General features: G+C 54.9%; 23 protein-coding genes. 18 read left to right on the top strand and 5 right to left on the bottom strand.

The window, feature by feature from the left end; all coding sequences use genetic code 11:
• Positions 1-15: 15 nt before the first annotated feature.
• From fldA to ybfF, 3 genes are all read right to left on the bottom strand, one after another.
• The gene (gene fldA / locus QLG08_RS12100; protein ID WP_006118431.1) at positions 16-546 is read right to left on the bottom strand and encodes a flavodoxin FldA; all 531 of its coding nucleotides are present in this window, start codon (positions 544-546) and stop codon (positions 16-18) included.
• 122 nt (positions 547-668) lie between these two features.
• On the bottom strand, positions 669-953 hold the full coding sequence (gene ybfE, locus QLG08_RS12105) for a LexA regulated protein (RefSeq protein ID WP_013025041.1): 285 nt from the start codon (positions 951-953) through the stop codon (positions 669-671).
• 166 nt (positions 954-1119) lie between these two features.
• A complete protein-coding gene (ybfF, locus tag QLG08_RS12110) occupies positions 1120-1884 on the bottom strand; it encodes an esterase (RefSeq protein ID WP_047715432.1) in 765 nt (254 codons plus the stop codon).
• Positions 1885-2136: 252 nt separating this feature from the next.
• Between ybfF and seqA the strand changes: the two genes are divergently transcribed.
• Both seqA and pgm read left to right on the top strand, forming a co-directional pair.
• Complete coding sequence (seqA, locus tag QLG08_RS12115; protein WP_105077358.1) at positions 2137-2688, top strand: replication initiation negative regulator SeqA; 552 nt, start codon at positions 2137-2139, stop codon at positions 2686-2688.
• Between the two features lie 25 nt (positions 2689-2713).
• Positions 2714-4354, top strand: a complete 1641-nt coding sequence (gene pgm, locus QLG08_RS12120; RefSeq protein WP_013025044.1) for a phosphoglucomutase (alpha-D-glucose-1,6-bisphosphate-dependent) — start codon at positions 2714-2716, stop codon at positions 4352-4354.
• Between the two features lie 41 nt (positions 4355-4395).
• Here pgm and kdpE read toward each other — a convergent pair whose 3' ends face one another.
• Positions 4396-5070, bottom strand: coding sequence for a two-component system response regulator KdpE (gene kdpE / locus QLG08_RS12125; RefSeq protein WP_014606301.1), 675 nt, complete (start codon positions 5068-5070; stop codon positions 4396-4398).
• A gap of 254 nt (positions 5071-5324) precedes the next feature.
• Between kdpE and QLG08_RS12130 the strand changes: the two genes are divergently transcribed.
• From QLG08_RS12130 to QLG08_RS12185, 12 genes are all read left to right on the top strand, one after another.
• Complete coding sequence (locus QLG08_RS12130) at positions 5325-5525, top strand: DUF2517 family protein (protein ID WP_013025046.1); 201 nt, start codon at positions 5325-5327, stop codon at positions 5523-5525.
• A 174-nt stretch (positions 5526-5699) separates the two neighbouring features.
• A complete protein-coding gene (locus QLG08_RS12135) occupies positions 5700-6659 on the top strand; it encodes a 2-thiouracil desulfurase family protein (RefSeq protein ID WP_013025047.1) in 960 nt (319 codons plus the stop codon).
• A gap of 12 nt (positions 6660-6671) precedes the next feature.
• Positions 6672-8099: a deoxyribodipyrimidine photo-lyase gene (phrB, locus tag QLG08_RS12140; RefSeq protein WP_028714942.1), complete on the top strand. Its 1428-nt coding sequence runs from the start codon at positions 6672-6674 to the stop codon at positions 8097-8099.
• 17 nt (positions 8100-8116) lie between these two features.
• Positions 8117-8860, top strand: coding sequence for a type 2 GTP cyclohydrolase I (locus QLG08_RS12145; protein ID WP_014606299.1), 744 nt, complete (start codon positions 8117-8119; stop codon positions 8858-8860).
• Positions 8861-9017: 157 nt separating this feature from the next.
• The gene (pxpB, locus tag QLG08_RS12150) at positions 9018-9674 is read left to right on the top strand and encodes a 5-oxoprolinase subunit PxpB (RefSeq protein WP_013025050.1); all 657 of its coding nucleotides are present in this window, start codon (positions 9018-9020) and stop codon (positions 9672-9674) included.
• Positions 9668-10600, top strand: a complete 933-nt coding sequence (pxpC, locus tag QLG08_RS12155; protein ID WP_013025051.1) for a 5-oxoprolinase subunit PxpC — start codon at positions 9668-9670, stop codon at positions 10598-10600. The genes pxpB and pxpC overlap by 7 nt, the downstream gene beginning before the upstream one ends.
• The gene (gene pxpA, locus QLG08_RS12160; RefSeq protein WP_013025052.1) at positions 10590-11327 is read left to right on the top strand and encodes a 5-oxoprolinase subunit PxpA; all 738 of its coding nucleotides are present in this window, start codon (positions 10590-10592) and stop codon (positions 11325-11327) included. Before pxpC ends, pxpA begins: the two co-directional genes overlap by 11 nt.
• Positions 11328-11385: 58 nt before the next feature.
• Positions 11386-12114, top strand: a complete 729-nt coding sequence (locus tag QLG08_RS12165; protein ID WP_013025053.1) for a DUF969 domain-containing protein — start codon at positions 11386-11388, stop codon at positions 12112-12114.
• A complete protein-coding gene (locus QLG08_RS12170) occupies positions 12114-13130 on the top strand; it encodes a DUF979 domain-containing protein (protein WP_014593190.1) in 1017 nt (338 codons plus the stop codon). Before QLG08_RS12165 ends, QLG08_RS12170 begins: the two co-directional genes overlap by 1 nt.
• 6 nt (positions 13131-13136) lie before the next feature.
• Positions 13137-13784 carry a pyroglutamyl-peptidase I gene (pcp, locus tag QLG08_RS12175; RefSeq protein ID WP_014593191.1) on the top strand — a complete coding sequence of 216 codons (648 nt, stop codon included), beginning with the start codon at positions 13137-13139 and terminating at the stop codon, positions 13782-13784.
• A gap of 11 nt (positions 13785-13795) precedes the next feature.
• On the top strand, positions 13796-14584 hold the full coding sequence (gene nei, locus QLG08_RS12180; protein WP_282472950.1) for an endonuclease VIII: 789 nt from the start codon (positions 13796-13798) through the stop codon (positions 14582-14584).
• A gap of 65 nt (positions 14585-14649) precedes the next feature.
• Entirely contained in the window at positions 14650-15222 is a 573-nt protein-coding gene (locus QLG08_RS12185; protein WP_014593193.1) for a GNAT family N-acetyltransferase, read from the top strand.
• Positions 15223-15379: 157 nt separating this feature from the next.
• Here QLG08_RS12185 and QLG08_RS12190 read toward each other — a convergent pair whose 3' ends face one another.
• The gene (locus tag QLG08_RS12190; protein ID WP_014606294.1) at positions 15380-16663 is read right to left on the bottom strand and encodes a citrate synthase; all 1284 of its coding nucleotides are present in this window, start codon (positions 16661-16663) and stop codon (positions 15380-15382) included.
• 590 nt (positions 16664-17253) lie between these two features.
• Between QLG08_RS12190 and sdhC the strand changes: the two genes are divergently transcribed.
• The 4 genes from sdhC to QLG08_RS12210 are packed head-to-tail and all read left to right on the top strand — an operon-like array spanning position 17254 to position 20515.
• Complete coding sequence (gene sdhC, locus QLG08_RS12195) at positions 17254-17676, top strand: succinate dehydrogenase cytochrome b556 subunit (RefSeq protein ID WP_013025059.1); 423 nt, start codon at positions 17254-17256, stop codon at positions 17674-17676.
• Positions 17670-18017 carry a succinate dehydrogenase membrane anchor subunit gene (sdhD, locus tag QLG08_RS12200; RefSeq protein ID WP_013025060.1) on the top strand — a complete coding sequence of 116 codons (348 nt, stop codon included), beginning with the start codon at positions 17670-17672 and terminating at the stop codon, positions 18015-18017. Before sdhC ends, sdhD begins: the two co-directional genes overlap by 7 nt.
• Positions 18018-19784 (top strand): succinate dehydrogenase flavoprotein subunit, encoded by a 1767-nt coding sequence (gene sdhA / locus QLG08_RS12205; protein ID WP_013025061.1) that lies wholly within the window; start codon positions 18018-18020, stop codon positions 19782-19784.
• 14 nt (positions 19785-19798) lie between these two features.
• Positions 19799-20515, top strand: coding sequence for a succinate dehydrogenase iron-sulfur subunit (locus tag QLG08_RS12210; protein WP_013025062.1), 717 nt, complete (start codon positions 19799-19801; stop codon positions 20513-20515).
• Positions 20516-20677: the final 162 nt, after the last annotated feature.

The following is a 20677-nucleotide window of genomic DNA, read 5'->3' on the forward strand; positions in this document are numbered from 1 at the left end:
CTGAGCTCAGCGCGATCAGGCTTCAATGATTTCTTTGAGCTGCAGCTCATCAAAAATTTGCTTAACCCATTTATCAACGCGTTCGTTGGTCAGCTCTGGCTGGCGATCTTCATCAATAGCCAGACCCAGGAAGTGGTTGTCATCAGCCAGGCCTTTTGACGCTTCGAAGTGGTAACCCTCGGTCGGCCAGTGGCCCACGATGATGGCGCCGTTAGGTTCGATGATGTCACGAATGGTTCCCATGGCATCACAGAAGTACTCTGCGTAATCTTCCTGATCGCCACAGCCAAACAGCGCAACCAGCTTGCCGTTAAAGTCGATCTCTTCCAGCGTCGGGAAGAAGTCATCCCAGTCGCACTGGGCTTCACCGTAATACCAGGTGGGGATGCCCAGCAGCAGAATGTCAAAGGCTTCTAAGTCTTCTTTAGTGCTTTTCGCGATGTCGTGAACTTCTGCAACGTCTTTACCCAGTTGTTTCTGGATCATTTTTGCAATGTTTTCGGTGTTACCGGTATCGCTGCCAAAGAAGATGCCTACGATTGCCATGGGTAAAATAACCTCTTAAATCCTGATGATAGAATGAATGCCGGAGCCTGTTCTGCAAATGATAGCAGACCGCGCAAAAGGGCGGAATGTGTAAAGCCGCGACATTTGTTTCTGTGTGCGGTTTACCCGCGTGAGTCCAGTTTGAGTTGTGCCAGCAGCATTTGTTCAATTAATTCGCTGCGGCTGAGATTGCGCTGCTCAGCCAGCATATTCAGCGCTTCAACGGCTTCACTGTTCATTTTGAGTTCGACACGACGAAGTCCGCGCCCTTTGTCGCGTTTCAGTTGATTGCGTTTGTTGATACGCAGTTGTTCATCACGCGTAAGCGGACTGGTTTTTGGGCGACCCGGGCGACGCTCGTTAGCGAACAGATCGAGCGTCGTACGGTCAGTGTGTTCTTTTGCCATGACTTAGTACAACTGAGTGGGCGCGAACGAGACGTTTCCGCTGCGCAGATTAAAGTATTGACTCTTCCCGCGGGCAACAGCGCCCACGGCAAAAATTTAGCGCGCCATCATACTCCAGGCTAACCGCGGACGCCAATCTTAAACTTTTACAGCCAGTTAAGATGTTTTAAAGCGCAAAAAAGCGTCGAATACTGCGTAAAACGGCATCAGGTTTTTCAGCATGGACCCAGTGACCAGCACCACCGATCACATGTGCATGCGCGGCCGGGAACTGCCTGAGTAACGCGTCACGATACTGATTATCCAGATAAGGTGAGTCGCCACCGCGAATAAACAGCGCGGGATGTGGCCAGGCAGGCACCTCCTGCCAGCCGGAGATCAGCGTATAGTTGTCCCATAACACCGGGACATTAAAGCGCCATTCGCCCTGACTGAATGATTTCAGGATGAACTGAATGACGCCGTCCTCATCAATGTGGTTGCGCATGATCTCTGCGGCTTCAGTGCGCAAGGTGACGCCAGCGGCCGTGACGGCCCGGATAGCGGCGAAAATCTCGTCATGCCGACGTGTCTGATAGTCAACGGGCGCGATGTCGATCATCACCATCTGTTCGATACGTTCTGGTGCCAGCGCGCTCATTGTCATGGCGATCTTACCGCCCATGGAATGACCAATGACCGCGATCCGCTCAATCCCCTGAGCATCCAGCGTATCCAGCATGTCCTGAGCCATCACCCTGTAGTTCATCTCGTCTGCGCGCGGCGATAGCCCGTGGTTGCGCACATCAACCTGAATAAGCGGTCGATCGTCTTTAAGCCCTCGGGCCAGAATGCCAAGGTTATCAAGACTGCCAAACAGACCATGAATCAGCAGGACAGGTGTGGAATCAGAAGAAGATTGTTCAGTTTGCAGGCGCGCATTCAAAATCATAGCAAAGTTCTTAAGTGTGAGACCTGAGCTTAGGTTATCATGGTTTCACCTTTTCAGGCGCGCTGCTTCCGGCGGCATTAGGACATATTCTGACTTTTGCCCATAAACCGTTTGAATGCTATCAGCCTGTCTGAATTTAACTTTATAATCTTCATGTTAGAACCTGCCTCCTTTTTGAAATGCCGATCAGCAGCTCGGGGTATTCAGAAAATCGCGGGTTCTGTCGTGAGTAAAAAAACCGTACGGAATAAGATGAAAACGATCGAAGTTGACGAAGAGCTCTACCGTTATATTGCCAGCCACACGCAACACATTGGCGAAAGTGCATCCGATATTCTGCGCCGTATGCTGAAGTTTACTGCCGGTCAGCCCGCGGCGGTCAATGACACGCAGCCCGTCTCCGCACCGGCCCCGTCTAAAGCGGCACAGTCGGCAGGTAATGAATCGCGTCCTCAGGATCGTGTTCGCGCGGTGCGTGAGCTAATGCTGTCGGATGAATATGCGGAGCAGAAGCGGGCGGTTAACCGCTTTATGCTAATCTTGTCAACGCTCTATCGTCTGGATACCGCAGCGTTTGCCGAGGCGACAACGTCGCTGCAGGGCCGCACGCGCATCTATTTCGCGGGCGATGAACATACGTTGCTGCAAAGCGGTACCCATACCAAGCCGAAGCACGTTCCCGGCACGCCGTACTGGGTTATTACCAATACCAATACCGGTCGCAAACGCAGCATGGTTGAACACATTATGCTGTCGATGCAGTTCCCGTCGGAGCTGGCAGAGAAAGTTTGCGGCACCATTTAAACTGAAGCGTCAGGGAGAAGCGCCAATGGCCAATCACCCCCGTGCCGGGCAGCCTGCCCAGCAGAGCGATTTGATTAACGTTGCACAATTAACTTCACAATATTATGTCCTGCAGCCCGATGTGGCTAACCCAGAACATGCGGTGAAATTTGGCACATCAGGCCATCGCGGTAGCGCAGGACGCCACAGCTTTAACGAAAAGCACATCCTGGCGATAGCTCAGGCGATTGCCGAAGAGCGTAAAAAGAACGGGATTACCGGTCCGTGCTACGTAGGTAAAGATACGCATGCGCTTTCTGAACCTGCGCTGTTGTCCGTGCTGGAAGTGCTGGCCGCAAACGGCGTTGACGTGATTGTTCAACAGGACAATGGCTATACGCCAACGCCGGCGATTTCAAACGCCATCCTTGAGCACAATAAATCGGGCGATCAGCTGGCGGATGGCATCGTTATTACGCCTTCGCACAACCCACCTGAAGACGGCGGGATTAAATACAATCCGCCGAACGGTGGCCCTGCCGATACCAACGTCACCAAAGTGGTTGAAGATCGCGCGAATCAGCTGTTGAAAGAGGGCCTGAAAGGCGTGAAGCGTCTGCCACTGGACCAGGCCTGGGCCAGCGGTCACGTGGTTGAGAAAGATTTGATCCAGCCTTATGTTGAAGGCCTTTCACAGATCATCGATTTCCCGGCGATTCAAAAAGCGGGCCTGAAAATTGGCGTCGATCCGCTTGGCGGTTCCGGCATCGCTTACTGGCAGCGCATTGCTGAGCACTACAAACTCGATCTGACCCTGGTGAATGACGCCGTTGATCAGACGTTCCGCTTTATGCATCTGGATAAAGACGGCGTGGTGCGCATGGACTGCTCGTCCGAATCTGCCATGGCGGGCCTGCTGGCCTACAAGGACAAATTTGACCTGGCGTTTGGCAACGATCCCGATTATGACCGCCACGGTATCGTCACGCCTGCCGGCCTGATGAACCCGAACCACTATCTGGCCGTTGCTATCAACTATCTGTTCCAGCATCGCCCACAGTGGGGCAAAGACGTTGCCGTGGGGAAAACCCTGGTGTCCAGTGCCATGATTGACCGCGTCGTTAACGACATCGGCCGCAAGCTGGTGGAAGTGCCGGTTGGCTTTAAGTGGTTCGTGGATGGCCTGTTCGACGGCAGCTTTGGCTTTGGTGGGGAAGAGAGTGCGGGCGCTTCATTCCTGCGCTTTGACGGTACGCCCTGGTCCACCGATAAAGACGGGATCATCATGTGTCTGTTGGCAGCGGAGATTACCGCGGTCACCGGCAAGAACCCGCAGGAGCACTATGATGAGCTGGCCGCGCGTTTCGGTGCACCCAGCTACAATCGCCTGCAGGCGTCAGCCAGTTCCGCACAGAAAGCGGCGCTGTCTAAGCTGTCACCTGAAATGGTGAGTGCTGACACGCTGGCGGGCGATCCGATCACCGCGCGTCTGACCGCTGCGCCGGGCAATGGCGCGTCTATCGGCGGCCTGAAAGTGATGACGGAAAACGGCTGGTTTGCTGCCCGTCCTTCAGGCACCGAAGATGCATACAAAATCTATTGTGAAAGTTTCCTGGGCGCAGAACACCGCGCGCAGATAGAAAAAGAAGCGGTAGAGATTGTCAGCGAAGTGCTGAAAAACGCCTGATTTGCCTGTTAAATGAAAAAAGCGCCTAAGTGGCGCTTTTTTTATGGCATAAACCGGTAGCCGATGCCGGTTTCCGTGAGCAGATGTACCGGCTGGGTAGGATTCGCCTCCAGCTTTTGCCGCAGGTGCCCCATATAGATCCGCAGATAGTGGCTGTGTTCAACGGCGTTTGGTCCCCACACCTGGCTCAACAGCTGCCGCTGGGTCAGCACTTTGCCCGCGTTGTTCAGCAGCGTCGTCAGCAAACGAAACTCTATCGGCGTAAGGTGCACTTCCTCGCCAGCGCGCAACACTCTGCGGGCCGCAATATCCACGGTAACGTCGGCGAAGCTGACCTTGGGATCGGTATGTTGTCCGGCATGACGGCGCAAGGCGACGCGAACGCGTGCCAGCAGTTCACCAATACCGAAGGGTTTCGTCAGGTAATCGTCTGCCCCTGCATCCAGTGCGTCAATTTTATCCTGTTCGTCGATTCGGGCCGACAGCACAATCACGGGCAGCGTGCTCCACTGACGCAACTCGCCAATAAAGGTTTTGCCATCGCCATCGGGCAGGCCGAGATCGAGAATGACCAGATCGGGTTTTCGCGTCGCCGCCTCAATCAACCCACGTTGTAGCGTTTCGGCATCGAAAACCTTCAGGCCTTCGCTTTCCAACGCGATGCGCACGAAGCGGCGAATTTCTTTCTCATCTTCAATGATTAAAACCGTGGTCACGCCAATCCTGCCATTGCCTGAAAAGGGAAAATACACTGTATCAACTTTTCAGCCTTTCGTCCGTGTTGCCATCGAATCGCGCTAAAGATCATCGTCAAAACCATTATTTAACCAAAATGTAACTAATTTTCAGATTGTCATTAACAGTACAAAAAACAGTCAAATTTAGTGGTCAGATGAGTAGTAAAATTACACAATCAGGCGTAATATTGGATGCAGATCACATTTAACCGACTTTTCGTCAGGAGGAATCCATGTACCGGACTTATTCTCGTCATAAAATCATTTTGCGCCGTACGCTGGTTATCCTGTTGGGCCTGCTGGCTCTGCCGGTCATGCTGTTTCGCAAGGATCGTGCCCGCTTTTACAGCTATCTGCATCGTATGTGGTGCAAAACCAGCACCAAGCCGGTCTGGTTGGCACAGTCTGAAGCCGCTGCCGGTGTCTTTTGGTAATCAGACTGCATTAAACCGCCTCAGCCCCTGAATTTCTGGCCCGTTCCCTGAATCTTATTACGGGGAACGGGCTTTTTTTGAGCATTATCGTCATCTGCAAAGCCCCGCAGGCTGATTTCCCCACTATTTTGCGCTACACTTAAACCTCTACAAGTTTTCGGAGGTTGTACAAGTATGAGTGAGAAAATTCCGGTTGGAATCAGCGCTTGTCTGCTTGGTGAGAGCGTCAGATTTGATGGCGGCCATAAGCGCCTGGCTTTCGCTACTGATCAACTCACCCCTTTTGTACGTTTTGAACCTGTCTGCCCCGAAATGGCGATTGGCCTTCCTACGCCTCGCCCGGCCTTACGCCTCGTTAAAATGGGCGATGATGATGCTCTGCACCTGTGTTTCAGTAAAGAGGGCGGAGAGGACATCACCGATAAAATGCGCGACTGGTCCGAAAACCGCGTTAAATCCCTTCATCATCTCTGTGGCTACATCCTGTGTGCAAAATCACCCAGCTGCGGCATGGAACGGGTCAGGATTTATGAACCCGCCACCAACAATAACCGCAAAGCAGGCACCGGCATTTTTACCGCCTTTTTGCAGCGTGAAATGCCCTGGCTACCGCTTGAAGAAGATGGTCGCCTTAACGATCCCACCCTGCGCGAAAATTTTATTGGCCGGATTTGTGCCCTGCATGAGTTTAATCAGATGTGGAAACAGGGCCTGACTCGTCACAACCTGATGGCTTTTCACAGCCGCTACAAGCTGCTGCTGTTGGCGCATTCCCAGAAGAAATACCGTGAGCTGGGGCCGTTTGTTGCCTCAATGAACCAGTGGGAATCGTTGGAGGCTTTTGCCTTTGAATACCGCAGCCGACTGATGGATTTGATGTCACAGCCCGCGTCCCGCACGAATCACACTAACGTTTTGATGCACGTTCAGGGTTATTTCCGTAGTCAGTTAAGCTCTCCTCAGCGTAAAGAGCTGACGTCGCTGATTGACTGCTACCGGCAGGGAACGCAACCGCTGTTAGCACCCATTACGATTCTTAAGCACTATATGGCGGAATATCCGCACCCCTGGCTGACGCAGCAGCGTTACTTCGATCCTTACCCCGAAGCCCTGCGCCTGCGATACGGACAATGATTCAGGAGTACTATGACCACGCATTTAGTCTGGCTGCGAAACGACCTGCGTATTAACGATAATCTGGCGCTGCACGCGGCCTGCACCCAACCCGATGCCAGGGTGATTGCGCTGTTTATCGCAACGCCCGGGCAGTGGCAGCAACATGAGATGGCGGCCCGCCAGGTCGCATTTATTCATCAGAGTCTGGATATGCTGCAGTCCTCCCTCGCGGAGCGGGGCATTCCGCTTCACTTTCATCAGTGTGATGATTTCGCGGCCAGCATCGATTTTCTGGTCGGCTTCTGCCAAAAGCAGCAGGTCGATAAGCTTTTCTACAATTACCAGTACGAAGTCAATGAGCGTGAACGGGATGCCAGCGCAGAAAAACGCCTGCATGAGGCGAACGTAGTCTGCCAGGGCTTTGATGACAGCCTGCTGCTGCCACCGGGCAGTATTCAAACCGGCGATGGCGAGATGTATAAAGTGTTTACGCCGTTCAGCAAGGCCTTCTTACGGCGGCTACAACAGGGTTTACCCGAGTGTGTGCCGGCTCCCAAAGCCCGTGAAGGTGCGCCGCTTAAAGAGCCAAAAAGCCTTCCGCCTTTTGATTATCCAAAAGCGGATATCGACACGTCGCTGTTTCCGCCCGGTGAACAGGCGGCCGTTAAGCGGTTACGTGAGTTTGCCAAACAGGCGGTGCTCGATTACGCAAAGCAGCGCGATTTGCCCGCGCTGGACAGCACCAGTCGTTTATCGGTCTATCTCTCTACCGGCGTGCTCTCACCGCGGCAATGCCTGCATCGAATCCTGCATGAACAACCCAAAGCGCTGGATAGCGGTCCGGCTGCCGTATGGATCAACGAACTGATATGGCGTGAATTTTACCGTCACCTCATCGTGGCGCATCCGCGCCTGTGCAAACATCAGCCTTTTGTTCACTGGACACGCAACGTGGCGTGGCAACGTAACAGCGCGCACTTCGACGCCTGGAAGGCGGGGAAAACCGGTTATCCCATTGTGGATGCCGCCATGCGTCAGATGCAGACCATCGGCTGGATGCACAACCGACTTCGCATGATTACCGCCAGCTTTCTGGTGAAAGACCTGCTTATCGACTGGCGAGAAGGCGAGCGGTACTTCATGCAGCAGTTGATCGATGGCGACCTGGCTGCCAACAATGGCGGCTGGCAATGGGCGGCGTCAACCGGCACCGATGCCGCACCTTATTTCCGCATCTTCAACCCGACCACGCAGGGCGAGCGCTTCGATAAAGAGGGGGAGTTTATTCGCCGCTATCTGCCAGAGTTGAAAGAGGTGCCTGACAGCGATATCCATCAGCCTCACCAATGGGCGCAGAAAAATAACAAGAAACTCGATTATCCGGCACCAATCGTGGAACATAAGGACGCACGTAAAAAGACACTCGACGCCTTTGAGCGCGCGAAGAACGCGGCCTGAGGCGGCAAGGAGCAGAAATGAATCACTACGAGTTAGAAAAAATCGTCAACCAGCAGCTCAATACCGCTGCCTTCAGCGACTATGCGCCAAACGGCCTTCAGGTTGAAGGCCGCGCCAGGGTAAAAACGGTGATTACGGGCGTGACCGCCTGCCAGGCATTACTGGATGAAGCGGTGGCCCGCCAGGCCGATGCCGTGCTGGTCCATCACGGTTATTTCTGGAAAAGCGAGCCTGCGGTCATTAAAGGGATGAAGCGCCAGCGGCTGCGCACCCTGTTGGCTAACGATATTAACCTCTATGGCTGGCACCTGCCGCTCGATGCGCACCCGCAGTTAGGGAATAATGCGCAACTGGCCAGGCTGTTGGGGATCGATGTGGTAGGCGAGATCATGCCGCTGGTGCCGTGGGGCGAGTTCGCTCAGCCCATTACCGGTGAGCAGCTGGCACAGCGTATTACCGAGGTATTAGGGCGCCAACCGCTGCACTGCGGTGATAATGCACCTGCTGCAATTCGTCGTGTAGCCTGGTGCAGCGGCGGTGGGCAAGGATTTATCGACGCTGCGGCTGGCTTTGGGGTAGACGCTTTTATTACTGGCGAAGTGTCAGAGCAGACGATTCACAGCGCACGTGAGCAGGGTCTGCACTTTTTTGCTGCGGGTCATCATGCCACCGAACGCTGCGGCATTCAGGCGCTGGGCGAGTGGCTGGCAGCAGAGCATGGCCTTGATGTGACCTTTATTGATATCCCCAATCCTGCCTGATCCTCCGGGTTCTGTATCACGCGGCAGAACCCAAATCTATTGACACATCTCTGTCACTTTCGCATAACTACCTTCTTAAGGCCGCAATACCAGTGCCTGCTTTTGGACGCCAGCATACTGCCTGAGCGCAACCATTTTTTTAACCGGGAGGTGCGCGTTGCAAGAAACACGATGTTACATGCTGGGCGAACGCGCGGTGGTGCTGGAGCTGGCTCCGCCGGTTTCCCTCACCAGTCAGCAGCGAATATGGCAGTTGAGCGAGCGCTTACAGTCACATGGCGCGATACGGGACGTGATTCCCGGCATGAACAACCTCACGTTGTTGCTGGAGGAGGCGCCCTCTGACGCGCAGCAGGCCACAGCGCAGCTTCAGCAGTGGTGGCTGGAAAGCGAAGCGCAGGCCACCGGGTCTCGTCTGGTAAAAGTGCCGGTTATCTACGGCGGTGAAGCAGGCCCCGATCTGCTTCAGGTGGCGGATCATGCTGGACTGTCAGCAAAGCAGGTGGTCGAGTTACACAGCAGTAGCGAGTACGACGTCTTTTTTATTGGTTTTCAGCCGGGATTCCCCTATCTGGCCGGGCTTGATCCCCGCCTGCACATGCCGCGCCGCGCGGAACCTCGCGTAGCCGTACCGGCAGGTTCGGTGGGGATAGGCGGGAGCCAGACGGGCGTGTATCCGCTGGCTTCTCCGGGCGGCTGGCAGTTGATTGGTCAAACCCCGGTGGCGCTTTTCACTCCGCAACAGCAGCCACCGACGTTGCTGCAACCCGGCGACAAAGTCCGGTTTGTGCCGCAAAAGGAAGGTATATGTTAACAATTCTTCGGGCGGGGCTGGCCACCAGCATTCAGGATCTGGGCCGCAACCGCTGGCGTCAGTACGGTATCGGCGTCAGTGGCGTTCTGGATCAGCCTGCCATGATCACGGCAAATTTACTGGTCGGTAATCCGCCGGGCAGCGCCGTTCTGGAAATTGTCCTGGGCCAGTTTAAAGCCGAGTTCAGACGCGATGGCTGGTTCGCCCTGACGGGAGCCGGCTGTCAGGCCGAGCTGGATGGGAAACCCGTCTGGACCGGCTGGCGGTTGCCGGTTAAAAAAGGCCAGGTGCTGGTGTTAAAGAAACCGGTTCACGGTATGCGCAGTTATCTGGCGATACAGGGAGGATTCGATGTCCCAGAGGTACTGGGCTCATGCAGCACAGATATCAAAGCCGGGTTTGGCGGCTTCCAGGGGCGCACGTTGCAGGATGGCGATCGTATTCCTCTGGGCAAACCGGGGCAGCCCTTTACGCATAAGAAAGGGGTAAAGCAGTTGCTGTGGGGCAATCGCATTAGGGCACTGCCGGGGCCGGAATATCATGAGTTTAGTGAAGAGGCACAGCAAAAGCTGTGGCGAGCGGCATGGACACTCAATCCGCAAAGCAACCGCATGGGCTACCGTTTGCAGGGGCCAACCTTGCAGCGTGAGGCCTCACGCGAGCTGTTATCTCACGGACTGGTACCCGGCGTTATTCAGGTGCCGGGAAACGGACAACCCATTGTATTGCTGGCGGATGCACAAACCACCGGGGGCTATCCGCGCATCGCCTGTGTGATAGAGAGCGATCTCTACCATCTGGCGCAGATTCGTCTGGGTGAACCGATCCATTTTATTCTCTGCACGGCTCAGGAAGCGCAGGCGGCAAAGCGGCAGCAACAGCTCGCCCTGGATCAAATGGCATGGGGACTGGCTAATGAAAATTGATTTAAACGCCGATTTGGGCGAGGGCGGCAGTAGCGATCGTGCGCTATTGCAACTGGTAAGCTCCGCCAATATCGCCTGCGGGTTTCACGCGGGCGATGCAGAAATGATGCTGCAGTCCGTTCGCTGGGCCAAAGCGTACGGTGTGGCGATTGGTGCGCATCCCAGCTTCCCTGACCGGGAGAATTTTGGTCGCAGCGCCATGCAACTGCCGCCAGAAACCCTTTACGCACAAATCATCTATCAGGTCGGCGCATTGAAAAGCCTGGCGGAGAGCGAAGGGCAATCGTTGGTCCATGTAAAGCCGCATGGGATGTTGTATAACCAGGCTGCCGCCGACGCGGGCCTGGCGGACACCATTGCGCGTGCCGTTAAGGCCGTCGATGCCGGACTGATCGTCGTGGGGCTGGCGAACAGCGAATCGATTCGTGCGGCGGCGCACCATGGCCTGAAAACCCGCGAGGAAGTTTTTGCCGATCGCGGTTATCTCAGCAGCGGTGCTCTGGTGCCCCGCGGTCAACCCGGCGCATTAATTGAAGAGGAAGCTCAGGCAATCGATCAGACGTTGATGATGGTGCAGCAGGGGCGGGTAAAAAGCGTAAGTGGTGAGTGGGTAGCGGTTAACGCGCAGACCGTCTGCGTGCATGGTGACGGCGCACACGCGCTGCAGTTCGCTCAACGATTACGGGCCAGCTTCGCAAATAACAATATTGCTGTAACCAGTCAATAAAACAGCACCGCCGGGCTGATAAGCTCAGGCTTTTTTTGGTCTATCACAAGGGGAAAATATGGACAGCGTAGTGAATCTCTGGCCACTACTGGGCATTGCTGCCATCGTCGCAGGCTTCGTTTTACGCTTTAATCCGGTACTGGTGGTGATCGTTGCGGGCTTCGTCACCGGGATTGCCGCCATGATGCCGCTGGGCGATATTCTGCAAAAACTGGGCGAGGGCTTCCTGAATACCCGCAATCTGCCGCTTATTTTGCTGTTGCCGCTGGCGGTCATTGGCCTGCTGGAGCGCCATGGTCTGAAACAGCGCGCCCAGACGTGGATCGCACAGATTAAAACGGCGACGGCAGGGCGACTGCTCATCATCTACCTGTTTGTACGCGAGATCACTGCGGCGCTGGGGCTGACCAGCCTGGGTGGTCACCCGCAAATGGTGCGACCGCTGCTGGCACCGATGGCCGAAGGGGCCAGCGAAAGCCGTTACGGTGAACTGTCGCCTGAGATTCGCCATCGCCTGCGAGCCATGTCCGCTGCGACGGATAACGTCGGCCTGTTCTTTGGCGAAGATATCTTTGTCGCCTTTGGCGCCATCATCTTTATGCACAACTTTATGCAGGAGTCCGCCGGTATTCAGACCGAGCCGCTGCATATCGCGCTGTGGGGCATTCCAACGGCCATTGCGGCTTTTCTGATTCACTCCGCGCGCCTGATAAGGCTGGACCGTCAGCTCGCGCGTGAACTGAGTGCCATCAACAGCCAGGCCATCAACGCCAGAGGAGATCGCTAATGTTCCAGCAACAATATTTGATGTGGCTGGCTGGCGTGATTCTGCTGGTCGTGGCTTTTTTATCCTGGCGTGACAGCGGGAACCCACGTCGCTTTACCACCGGCCTGTTTTGGGGCTTATACGGTCTGATTTTTTTGGTGGGGGACTGGACAACGCAGCTGATGTCACAGCTGATGGGATCAACACAGAGCGGCACGCGCACCCTGCATATTACCGTGGGCGTGGCAGTTGTGCTGATGGGCTTAATTGCCGGCTGTGGTGGCGTAAAGCTTGGTCGCTACCATCAACGTAGCGAAGAGGAAAAAGAGGCCAGCGCACAACGCCTTAAAAATAAACTCTTTCTGCCTGCGTTAGCGATTCCTGTCGTAACGGTGGTTGGCGTTCTGGCCTTTAATAATATTCCCGGTTTGCAGAACGGGGTATTTGGACCCGGCAATCATTCCACCCTGGTCACGCTGTTTTCCATGACGGTGGGCTGCCTGCTGGGCTGGCTAATCGCCATGAAACTGACGCATGAGAAGCCGGTTCAGTCGATGCAGGAAACCCGGCGTCTGCTGGATTGTGTGGGCTGGGCTTTCCTGCTACCGCAAATTCTGGCCACGCTGGGGCTGTTGTTCACCGCTGCGGGCGTGGGCGGCGCCATCTCGCATCTGACCGAACATTATCTGGCGGTCGATAACCGCTTTATTGCCGTGACCGTTTACGCTGTTGGCATGGCGCTGTTAACTATGGTCATGGGCAACGCCTTTGCCGCTTTCCCGATTATTACCGCCGGTGTGGGCATTCCCATTCTGGTGCTACAACATGGTGGTAATCCGGCTGTCATGGCGGCAATCGGCATGTTTTCCGGCTACTGCGGAACCTTAATGACACCAATGGCCGCGAACTTTAATATCGTGCCCGCCGCGCTGCTGGAGTTGCCGGATCGTAACGCGGTCATCAAAGCTCAGGTCCCAACCGGTGTGCTACTGTTAATTGTTAACGTGTTTTTACTCTATTTCCTGATGTTTCTGTGAGGCAGCATGAAAACGGTATTGATGACGGCGTTTGAGCCCTTTGGTGGCGAATCCATTAATCCCTCGTGGCAGGCGGTTAGCGCGCTTGAAGGCCAGCAGATTGGCGGGGCACGTATCGTGACGCGCCAACTGCCGGTGGTCTTTAGCGAGGTGCTGGACGTGTTGTATCAGGCGCTGGAAGAGATTAAGCCGGATGCCATTATTGCTGTGGGGCAGGCGGGCGGGCGCAGCGATATCACCGTCGAGCGCATCGGCATTAACGTCGATGACGCCCGCATTCCCGATAACGCGGGCCATCAACCCGTGGATGAGCCGATTGCGCAGGATGGCCCGGCCGCCTACTTTTCACGCCTGCCGATCAAAGCCATTGTGGCGGCCGTGCGCAAAGCCGGTATTCCGGCTTCGGTGTCGCAAACCGCCGGCACCTTTACCTGTAACCGGGTGATGTATGGTCTGCTGCACTGGCTGCATCAACATGACAGCGCGGCGCGTGGCGGATTTATTCATATCCCTTACCTGCCAGAGCAGGCGGTCCACCATCCTGGCGCACCCAGCATGCCCGCCGCAACCGTGATCGAGGCGCTGAAAATTGCGGTGCAGACCACGCTGGAAACCGCCAACGATCTCAAGGAAGCGGGTGGCGCAACCCATTAAGAGGACGAGTGATGCCAGAAGGACCGGAGATTCGCCGTGTGGCGGATCAGCTTGAAATGGCCATTGTCGGGCAGCCTTTGGCCGACGTCTGGTTTGCTTTCCCTGCATTAAAAACTTACGAGCCCACATTAGTGGGGGAAAAGGTAGAGTCGATTGAAACGCGCGGCAAAGCGTTGCTGACACATTTCAGCAATGGTCTGACGCTCTATTCGCATAATCAACTTTACGGCGTCTGGCGCATCGTGTCGCCAGACGTGCAGCCCGAGACTAAACGGCAGTTACGTGTGCGCCTGGCAACGGCAGACCAGGCCATCCTGCTTTACAGCGCTTCGGATATTGAATTGCTGAATGCGGAAACCCTGACCAGTCATCCGTTCCTGAATCGCATTGGGCCTGATGTGTTAAGCCACGCGCTGACGCCGGAGGAGGTAAAGCAGCGCCTGCTCTCAGCGCGCTTCCGCCGTCGCCAGTTCAGCGGTTTATTACTCGACCAGGCGTTTCTGGCCGGATTAGGCAACTATCTGCGCGTGGAGATCCTCTGGCTGGCACAACTGCTTCCACACCATAACGCGCAGTCACTGAGCGAGTCACAGCTTGACGCCTTCAGCGACGCGCTGCTGTCCGTACCGCGTCATGCCTACCGCATGCGTGGCACAATGAAAAAGTATCACAGCGAAGCTGCCTTTCGTTTTGAAGTCTTTCATCGTCAGGGCAAGACGTGTCGGCGCTGCGGCACGGTGATTGAGAAGGGCGTTTTATCCTCCCGGCCATTTTACTGGTGTCCGGGCTGTCAGGTATAAAAGACAGGCGGGCCTGACGGGCAGGCTCCGTTAATCATTCCGTTTTCTGCTGCAGGGAGATCATCATGACGCCTGAAATCCTGACCGAACGGCTGGTTTTAAAACCGCTCACCCTGCAGGACGCGGATGCGATTCAGGTGGCGTTTCCCCAATGGGAAATTGTCCGTTACCTGATCGATTCGGTGCCCTGGCCCTATCCGGACGGCGCCGCCAGAGACTTTGTTGCGAACGTGGCATTACCCGCTGTTGAGGCGGGAAAAGGCTGGTACTGGACGATACGGCGCAGGGAAGCGGAGACGATGCTGATCGGGGTCATCAGCCTGATGGACACGCCGGACAACCATCGCGGCTTCTGGTTAGTACCCCACTGGCAGGGGCAGGGTTACATGTCGGAGGCCAGCAATGCCGTTACCGATTACTGGTTCAATGTGCTGAATAAACCGGTATTAAGAACGCCCAAAGCCGCAGCAAACGTGCGGTCGGTCGCTATCTCGGTTAAAAGCGGTATGCGTTGTATCAGAACGGGAAAGCAACGCTATGTTTCAGGCGAACATGACTCTGAACTCTGGGAGGTGACGCGGGATGAGTGGCGCAAATTCAGAGCGGCTCAGGCTGGCGAAACAGCCGCGAAAAAGTAACATTTTGCCGTGATCCGACAGCATCTTTAGCGATAAGGTTAAACCTGTCCGGCCTCAACGGAACCTGCATCCTTCGGGCAAAAAAAACGGCTATGCCTTGTCAGCATAGCCGTTTTGTCGTCGATGGCCCGGTGCGATATTCGCCCAGGCGACAGGCTTATTTATCCAGCTGTGACGTAAAGTCGCGCTCGGTATAACCGGTATACAGCTGACGCGGACGGGCAATTTTCATGCCTTCGTCGTGCATCTCTTTCCAGTGGGCGATCCAGCCAACGGTACGTGCCATGGCAAAAATCACGGTAAACATGGAAGACGGAATGCCCATGGCTTTCAGGATAATACCGGAGTAGAAGTCCACGTTTGGATAGAGTTTACGCTCGATGAAGTACGGGTCGTTCAGCGCAATGTGTTCCAGCTCCAGCGCCACTTCCAGCAGGTCATCTTTCATGCCCAGCTCGTTCAGCACTTCATGACAGGTTTCACGCATGACGGTCGCGCGTGGGTCATAGTTTTTGTAAACGCGATGACCAAAGCCCATCAGGCGGAAGGAGTCGTTTTTGTCTTTAGCACGGCGCACGAACTCAGGAATGTGTTCAACGGTGCTGATCTCTTCCAGCATGCGCAGACAGGCTTCGTTTGCGCCACCGTGCGCCGGTCCCCACAGGGAGGCGATACCGGCCGCGATACAGGCAAACGGGTTAGCGCCTGATGAACCTGCCGTACGGACGGTTGAGGTTGAGGCGTTCTGCTCGTGATCGGCATGCAGAATCAGAATGCGATCCATGGCGCGTTCAAGCACAGGGTTGACCTTGTATTCTTCACAAGGCGTTGCAAACATCATGTGCAGGAAGTTACCGGCGTAGGAAAGGTCGTTACGTGGATAAACGAACGGCTGGCCGATTGAATACTTGTAACACATCGCTGCCATGGTAGGCATTTTAGACAGCAGGCGGAAAGCGGCGATTTCACGATGGCGCTCAATGTTCACATCCAGCGAGTCGTGATAAAACGCGGCCAGGGCGCCAGTCACGCCGCACATCACAGCCATTGGATGTGAGTCGCGACGGAAGCCGTGGAACAGACGCGTGATCTGCTCATGAATCATGGTGTGGCGGGTAACGGTGACTTTGAACTCTTCAAACTGTTTCTGCGTCGGGGCTTCACCATTTAGCAGGATATAGCACACTTCCAGGTAGTTAGAGTGGGTGGCCAACTGATCGATGGGAAAACCACGGTGAAGCAGGATACCTTCATCGCCATCGATAAAGGTGATTTTTGACTCGCAGGACGCGGTAGACGTGAAACCAGGATCGAAGGTAAACAGGCCGTTAGAACCCAGTTCGCGGACATCGACGACATCCTGGCCCAGCGTGCCTTGCAGCACTTTCAGTTCAATAGGCTTTTCGTCGGGTAGGGTTAGCGTCACTTTTTTATCTGTCATTTTCGTCTCCATAGCGCCTTGGGCAGGTAAGGATCTTTCGACACCTGAAACGCGCGCATGTTGCATTTAGGCAGTACTTCACGATGTCACTCTGCATTATAAGCAGTGAAGGGTACAGAGTGAGAGGCGCGTTCCACAGGAAATGTAAAGCCGTGACATGTGCATATCGCGGTTGTTAAAGATCCGGTCAGGACATAACTTCTTTGTAACCAATAACCTGATGGTTTTAAAAGCTGTTAGTGGCAATGTTACATAACTTGAGCTTAGGAGAAAGTGTATCCCCATAACTTTTGTGCATCATAGGATTTTATCGGGATAGTTTGTAACTGAATTGTTGAACTATTGTCAAATCAGATAATTAAATTTGTATGAATTGTGAAAAACGTGAGAATGATCACTGTTCCACCCAAAATTCTCCAAAGAGTTTGTAGGGGAATTGTAATCAGAATGTGATCGTCCTATACTTCCGGCCAGGTCTCCGGAATACCCTGACACCAGGAGCCACCCAGCGTTTGTAACACGTCATTTAACACTGGATGTTGCTATTTTGGTGACGGATAAAGTCTGAACACGTTTAGGGTTCAGGTCTTATGTCCGGAGGAAGCAAAATAAAAAAGAGCTGTGTGGGCAAAACCGTGAAAAAACAAAGACCTGTCAACTTGGATCTCTCGACGATCCGGTTTCCCGTTACTGCAATATCGTCCATTCTTCACCGCGTCTCCGGCGTCATCACCCTGGTTGCTCTCGGCATCCTGTTATGGCTTCTCGGTCTTTCCCTCTCTTCTCCTGAAGGTTTCCAGCACGCTGCATCTGTCATGAATGGCTTCTTTGCGAAGTTCATCATGTGGGGCATTTTGACTGCGCTGGCCTATCATGCAGTGGGCGGGATACGTCATATGTTAATGGATTTTGGTTATCTGGCCGAAACGCTCGAAGCAGGTAAGCGTTCTGCGCAGGTGACGTTTGGTATTACTGTCGTGCTTTCAATTTTAGCAGGAGTCCTCGTATGGTAAGCAATGCATCCGCGTTGGGTCGCAATGGCATTCAGGACTGGCTGCTGCTGCGCGCGACGGCAATCCTCATCACGCTTTACATCATCTATCTCCTCGGTTTCGTGGTGATGACAGACACGCTGACGTATGACATCTGGCGTGGCTTCTTCGCTTCTGCATTTACAAAAGTGTTCACGCTCCTGACGCTGTTTTCCATTCTGATCCACGGCTGGATCGGTATGTGGCAGGTCTTAACGGACTACGTTAAACCGCTGGCAACGCGTCTGCTGTTGCAGTTGGTCATCGTAGTGGCGCTGTTGTCATATGCAATTTATGGATTTGTTGTGGTGTGGGGTGTGTAAATGAGTTTACCAGTAAGAGAATTTGATGCCGTGGTGATCGGCGCAGGCGGCGCGGGTATGCGCGCGGCGTTGCAAATCTCCCAGTCGGGCCAGACCTGTGCCCTGTTGTCCAAAGTCTTCCCGACCCGTTCCCATACGGTCTCCGCGCAGGGCGGAATCACCGTTGCGCTGGGTAACACCCATGACGATAACTGGGAATGGCATATGTATGACACCGTCAAAGGTTCCGACTACATCGGTGACCAGGACGCGATTGAATACATGTGTCACGTCGGTCCGGAAGCGATTCTGGAACTGGAGCACATGGGCTTGCCCTTCTCCCGTCTTGATGACGGCCGCGTTTATCAGCGTCCGTTTGGTGGTCAGTCGAAAAACTTCGGCGGTGAGCAGGCGGCGCGTACTGCCGCAGCGGCCGACCGTACCGGCCACGCACTGCTGCATACGCTGTACCAGCAGAACCTGAAAAATAAAACCACTATCTTCTCCGAATGGTATGCACTGGATCTGGTCAAAAATGACGACGGTGCCATCGTAGGCTGTACGGCAATCTGCATGGAAACCGGCGAAACGGTTTACTTCAAAGCCAAGGCCACCATTCTGGCGACGGGCGGTGCAGGACGTATTTATCAGTCCACGACGAACGCCCACATCAATACCGGCGACGGTGTTGGCATGGCGCTGCGCGCGGGCGTGCCCGTGCAGGATATGGAAATGTGGCAGTTCCACCCAACCGGTATCGCCGGTGCTGGCGTACTGGTCACTGAAGGCTGTCGTGGTGAAGGCGGTTATCTGCTGAACAAACACGGTGAGCGTTTCATGGAGCGCTATGCGCCTAACGCCAAAGACCTCGCCGGTCGTGACGTTGTGGCCCGTTCGATGATGGTGGAGATCCGTGAAGGGCGTGGTTGCGACGGTCCATGGGGCCCGCACATCAAGCTGAAACTCGATCACCTGGGTGCGGAAGTGCTGGAATCGCGCCTGCCGGGCATCCTTGAGCTGTCCCGTACCTTTGCTCACGTTGACCCGATTAAAGAGCCGATTCCGGTTATCCCAACCTGTCACTACATGATGGGCGGCGTGCCAACCAAAGTCACCGGTCAGGCGCTGCGTGTGAATGAGCAGGGCGAAGACGAAGTGATTCCTGGCCTGTTCGCGGTGGGTGAAATCGCCTGCGTATCGGTACACGGGGCGAACCGTCTGGGTGGCAACTCGCTGCTGGACCTGGTGGTCTTCGGTCGCGCGGCTGGCGTGCATCTGCTTGAATGTCTGGAAGAGCAGGGTGAGCTGCGTGAAGCCAGCCAGGAAAACATTGATGCCGCGATGGCGCGTTTCAACCGCTGGGAAAATAACACCACGGGTGAAGATCCGGTTGAAATCCGCAAGGCGTTGCAACGCTGCATGCAGAACAACTTCTCGGTATTCCGTGAAGGCGATGCGATGCGTGAAGGGCTTGCTGAACTGAAAGAGATCCGTGAGCGTCTGAAGTCCGCGCGCCTGGATGACCGCTCACCTGACTTCAATACACAGCGTATTGAGTGCCTTGAGCTGGATAACCTGATGGAAACCGCTTATGCCACCGCAGTGGCGGCCAACTACCGCACTGAGAGCCGTGGCGCACACAGCCGCTTCGACTATCCGGAACGTGATGATGCCAACTGGCTGTGCCATAGCCTCTATGTTCCGCAAACGGAAAGCATGACGCGCCGTGAGGTGAACATGCAACCGAAACTGCGTGCGGCCTTCCCGCCGAAAGCGCGTACCTACTAATTGCGGAGATCATCATGAGACTTGAATTTTCGATCTATCGTTACAACCCGGACGTCGATGACAAACCGCGCATGCAGGACTATACCCTGGAAGCGGAAGACGGCCGTGACATGATGCTGCTGGATGCGCTGATCCGTCTGAAAGAGAAGGATCCTACCCTGGCGTTTCGTCGCTCATGCCGTGAAGGCGTGTGCGGCTCAGACGGCCTGAACATGAACGGGAAAAACGGCCTGGCCTGCATCACGCCGGTCTCGGCGTTAGGCAACGGCAAGCAGAAAATCGTTATCCGTCCTCTACCGGGCCTGCCGGTCGTGCGCGACCTGGTGGTGGACATGGGCCAGTTTTATGCCCAGTATGAGAAAATTAAGCCTTTCTTATTGAATAACGGTGAAAACCCGCCAGCGCGTGAGCATCTGCAGTCGCCGGGCGAGCGTGAGCATCTGGACGGATTGTATGAGTGTATTCTCTGCGCCTGTTGCTCAACCTCTTGCCCGTCGTTCTGGTGGAACCCGGACAAGTTTATTGGTCCTGCAGGCCTGCTGGCCGCTTACCGCTTCCTGATTGACAGCCGTGATACGGAAACGGATGCGCGTCTGGATAATCTGAGCGATGCATTCAGCGTTTTCCGCTGTCACAGCATCATGAACTGTGTAAGTGTTTGTCCTAAAGGGCTAAACCCGACGCGCGCTATCGGCCACATTAAGTCGATGCTGCTGCAACGCAGCGCGTAGTTGTACCACCGGGAACCTCAGGTTCCCGGTATTTTACGGAAGCCTCTGTAAACGCGGTCCCGACCACGTTTACAAAGGTTCCCTTACGGGCCGGGCGCGCGCTGCGCACAGTGCTCGTATCGCTGAACTCACTACGGCAAACCGCGAAAGCGGCAACAAATG

Origin of the sequence: Pantoea sp. V106_11 (assembly GCF_029967885.1) — a bacterium.
GTDB classification, from domain to species: domain Bacteria; phylum Pseudomonadota; class Gammaproteobacteria; order Enterobacterales; family Enterobacteriaceae; genus Pantoea; species Pantoea ananatis.

Coding starts and splice junctions, on each gene's coding strand:
- fldA (WP_006118431.1), bottom strand. CDS start 546: ATGGCAATCGTAGGCATCTTCTTTGGCAGCGATACCGGTAACACCGAA.
- ybfE (WP_013025041.1), bottom strand. CDS start 953: ATGGCAAAAGAACACACTGACCGTACGACGCTCGATCTGTTCGCTAAC.
- ybfF (WP_047715432.1), bottom strand. CDS start 1,884: ATGATTTTGAATGCGCGCCTGCAAACTGAACAATCTTCTTCTGATTCC.
- seqA (WP_105077358.1), top strand. CDS start 2,137: ATGAAAACGATCGAAGTTGACGAAGAGCTCTACCGTTATATTGCCAGC.
- pgm (WP_013025044.1), top strand. CDS start 2,714: ATGGCCAATCACCCCCGTGCCGGGCAGCCTGCCCAGCAGAGCGATTTG.
- QLG08_RS12130 (WP_013025046.1), top strand. CDS start 5,325: ATGTACCGGACTTATTCTCGTCATAAAATCATTTTGCGCCGTACGCTG.
- QLG08_RS12135 (WP_013025047.1), top strand. CDS start 5,700: ATGAGTGAGAAAATTCCGGTTGGAATCAGCGCTTGTCTGCTTGGTGAG.
- phrB (WP_028714942.1), top strand. CDS start 6,672: ATGACCACGCATTTAGTCTGGCTGCGAAACGACCTGCGTATTAACGAT.
- QLG08_RS12145 (WP_014606299.1), top strand. CDS start 8,117: ATGAATCACTACGAGTTAGAAAAAATCGTCAACCAGCAGCTCAATACC.
- pxpC (WP_013025051.1), top strand. CDS start 9,668: ATGTTAACAATTCTTCGGGCGGGGCTGGCCACCAGCATTCAGGATCTG.
- pxpA (WP_013025052.1), top strand. CDS start 10,590: ATGAAAATTGATTTAAACGCCGATTTGGGCGAGGGCGGCAGTAGCGAT.
- QLG08_RS12165 (WP_013025053.1), top strand. CDS start 11,386: ATGGACAGCGTAGTGAATCTCTGGCCACTACTGGGCATTGCTGCCATC.
- QLG08_RS12170 (WP_014593190.1), top strand. CDS start 12,114: ATGTTCCAGCAACAATATTTGATGTGGCTGGCTGGCGTGATTCTGCTG.
- pcp (WP_014593191.1), top strand. CDS start 13,137: ATGAAAACGGTATTGATGACGGCGTTTGAGCCCTTTGGTGGCGAATCC.
- nei (WP_282472950.1), top strand. CDS start 13,796: ATGCCAGAAGGACCGGAGATTCGCCGTGTGGCGGATCAGCTTGAAATG.
- QLG08_RS12185 (WP_014593193.1), top strand. CDS start 14,650: ATGACGCCTGAAATCCTGACCGAACGGCTGGTTTTAAAACCGCTCACC.
- QLG08_RS12190 (WP_014606294.1), bottom strand. CDS start 16,663: ATGACAGATAAAAAAGTGACGCTAACCCTACCCGACGAAAAGCCTATT.
- sdhC (WP_013025059.1), top strand. CDS start 17,254: ATGTCCGGAGGAAGCAAAATAAAAAAGAGCTGTGTGGGCAAAACCGTG.
- sdhD (WP_013025060.1), top strand. CDS start 17,670: ATGGTAAGCAATGCATCCGCGTTGGGTCGCAATGGCATTCAGGACTGG.
- sdhA (WP_013025061.1), top strand. CDS start 18,018: ATGAGTTTACCAGTAAGAGAATTTGATGCCGTGGTGATCGGCGCAGGC.
- QLG08_RS12210 (WP_013025062.1), top strand. CDS start 19,799: ATGAGACTTGAATTTTCGATCTATCGTTACAACCCGGACGTCGATGAC.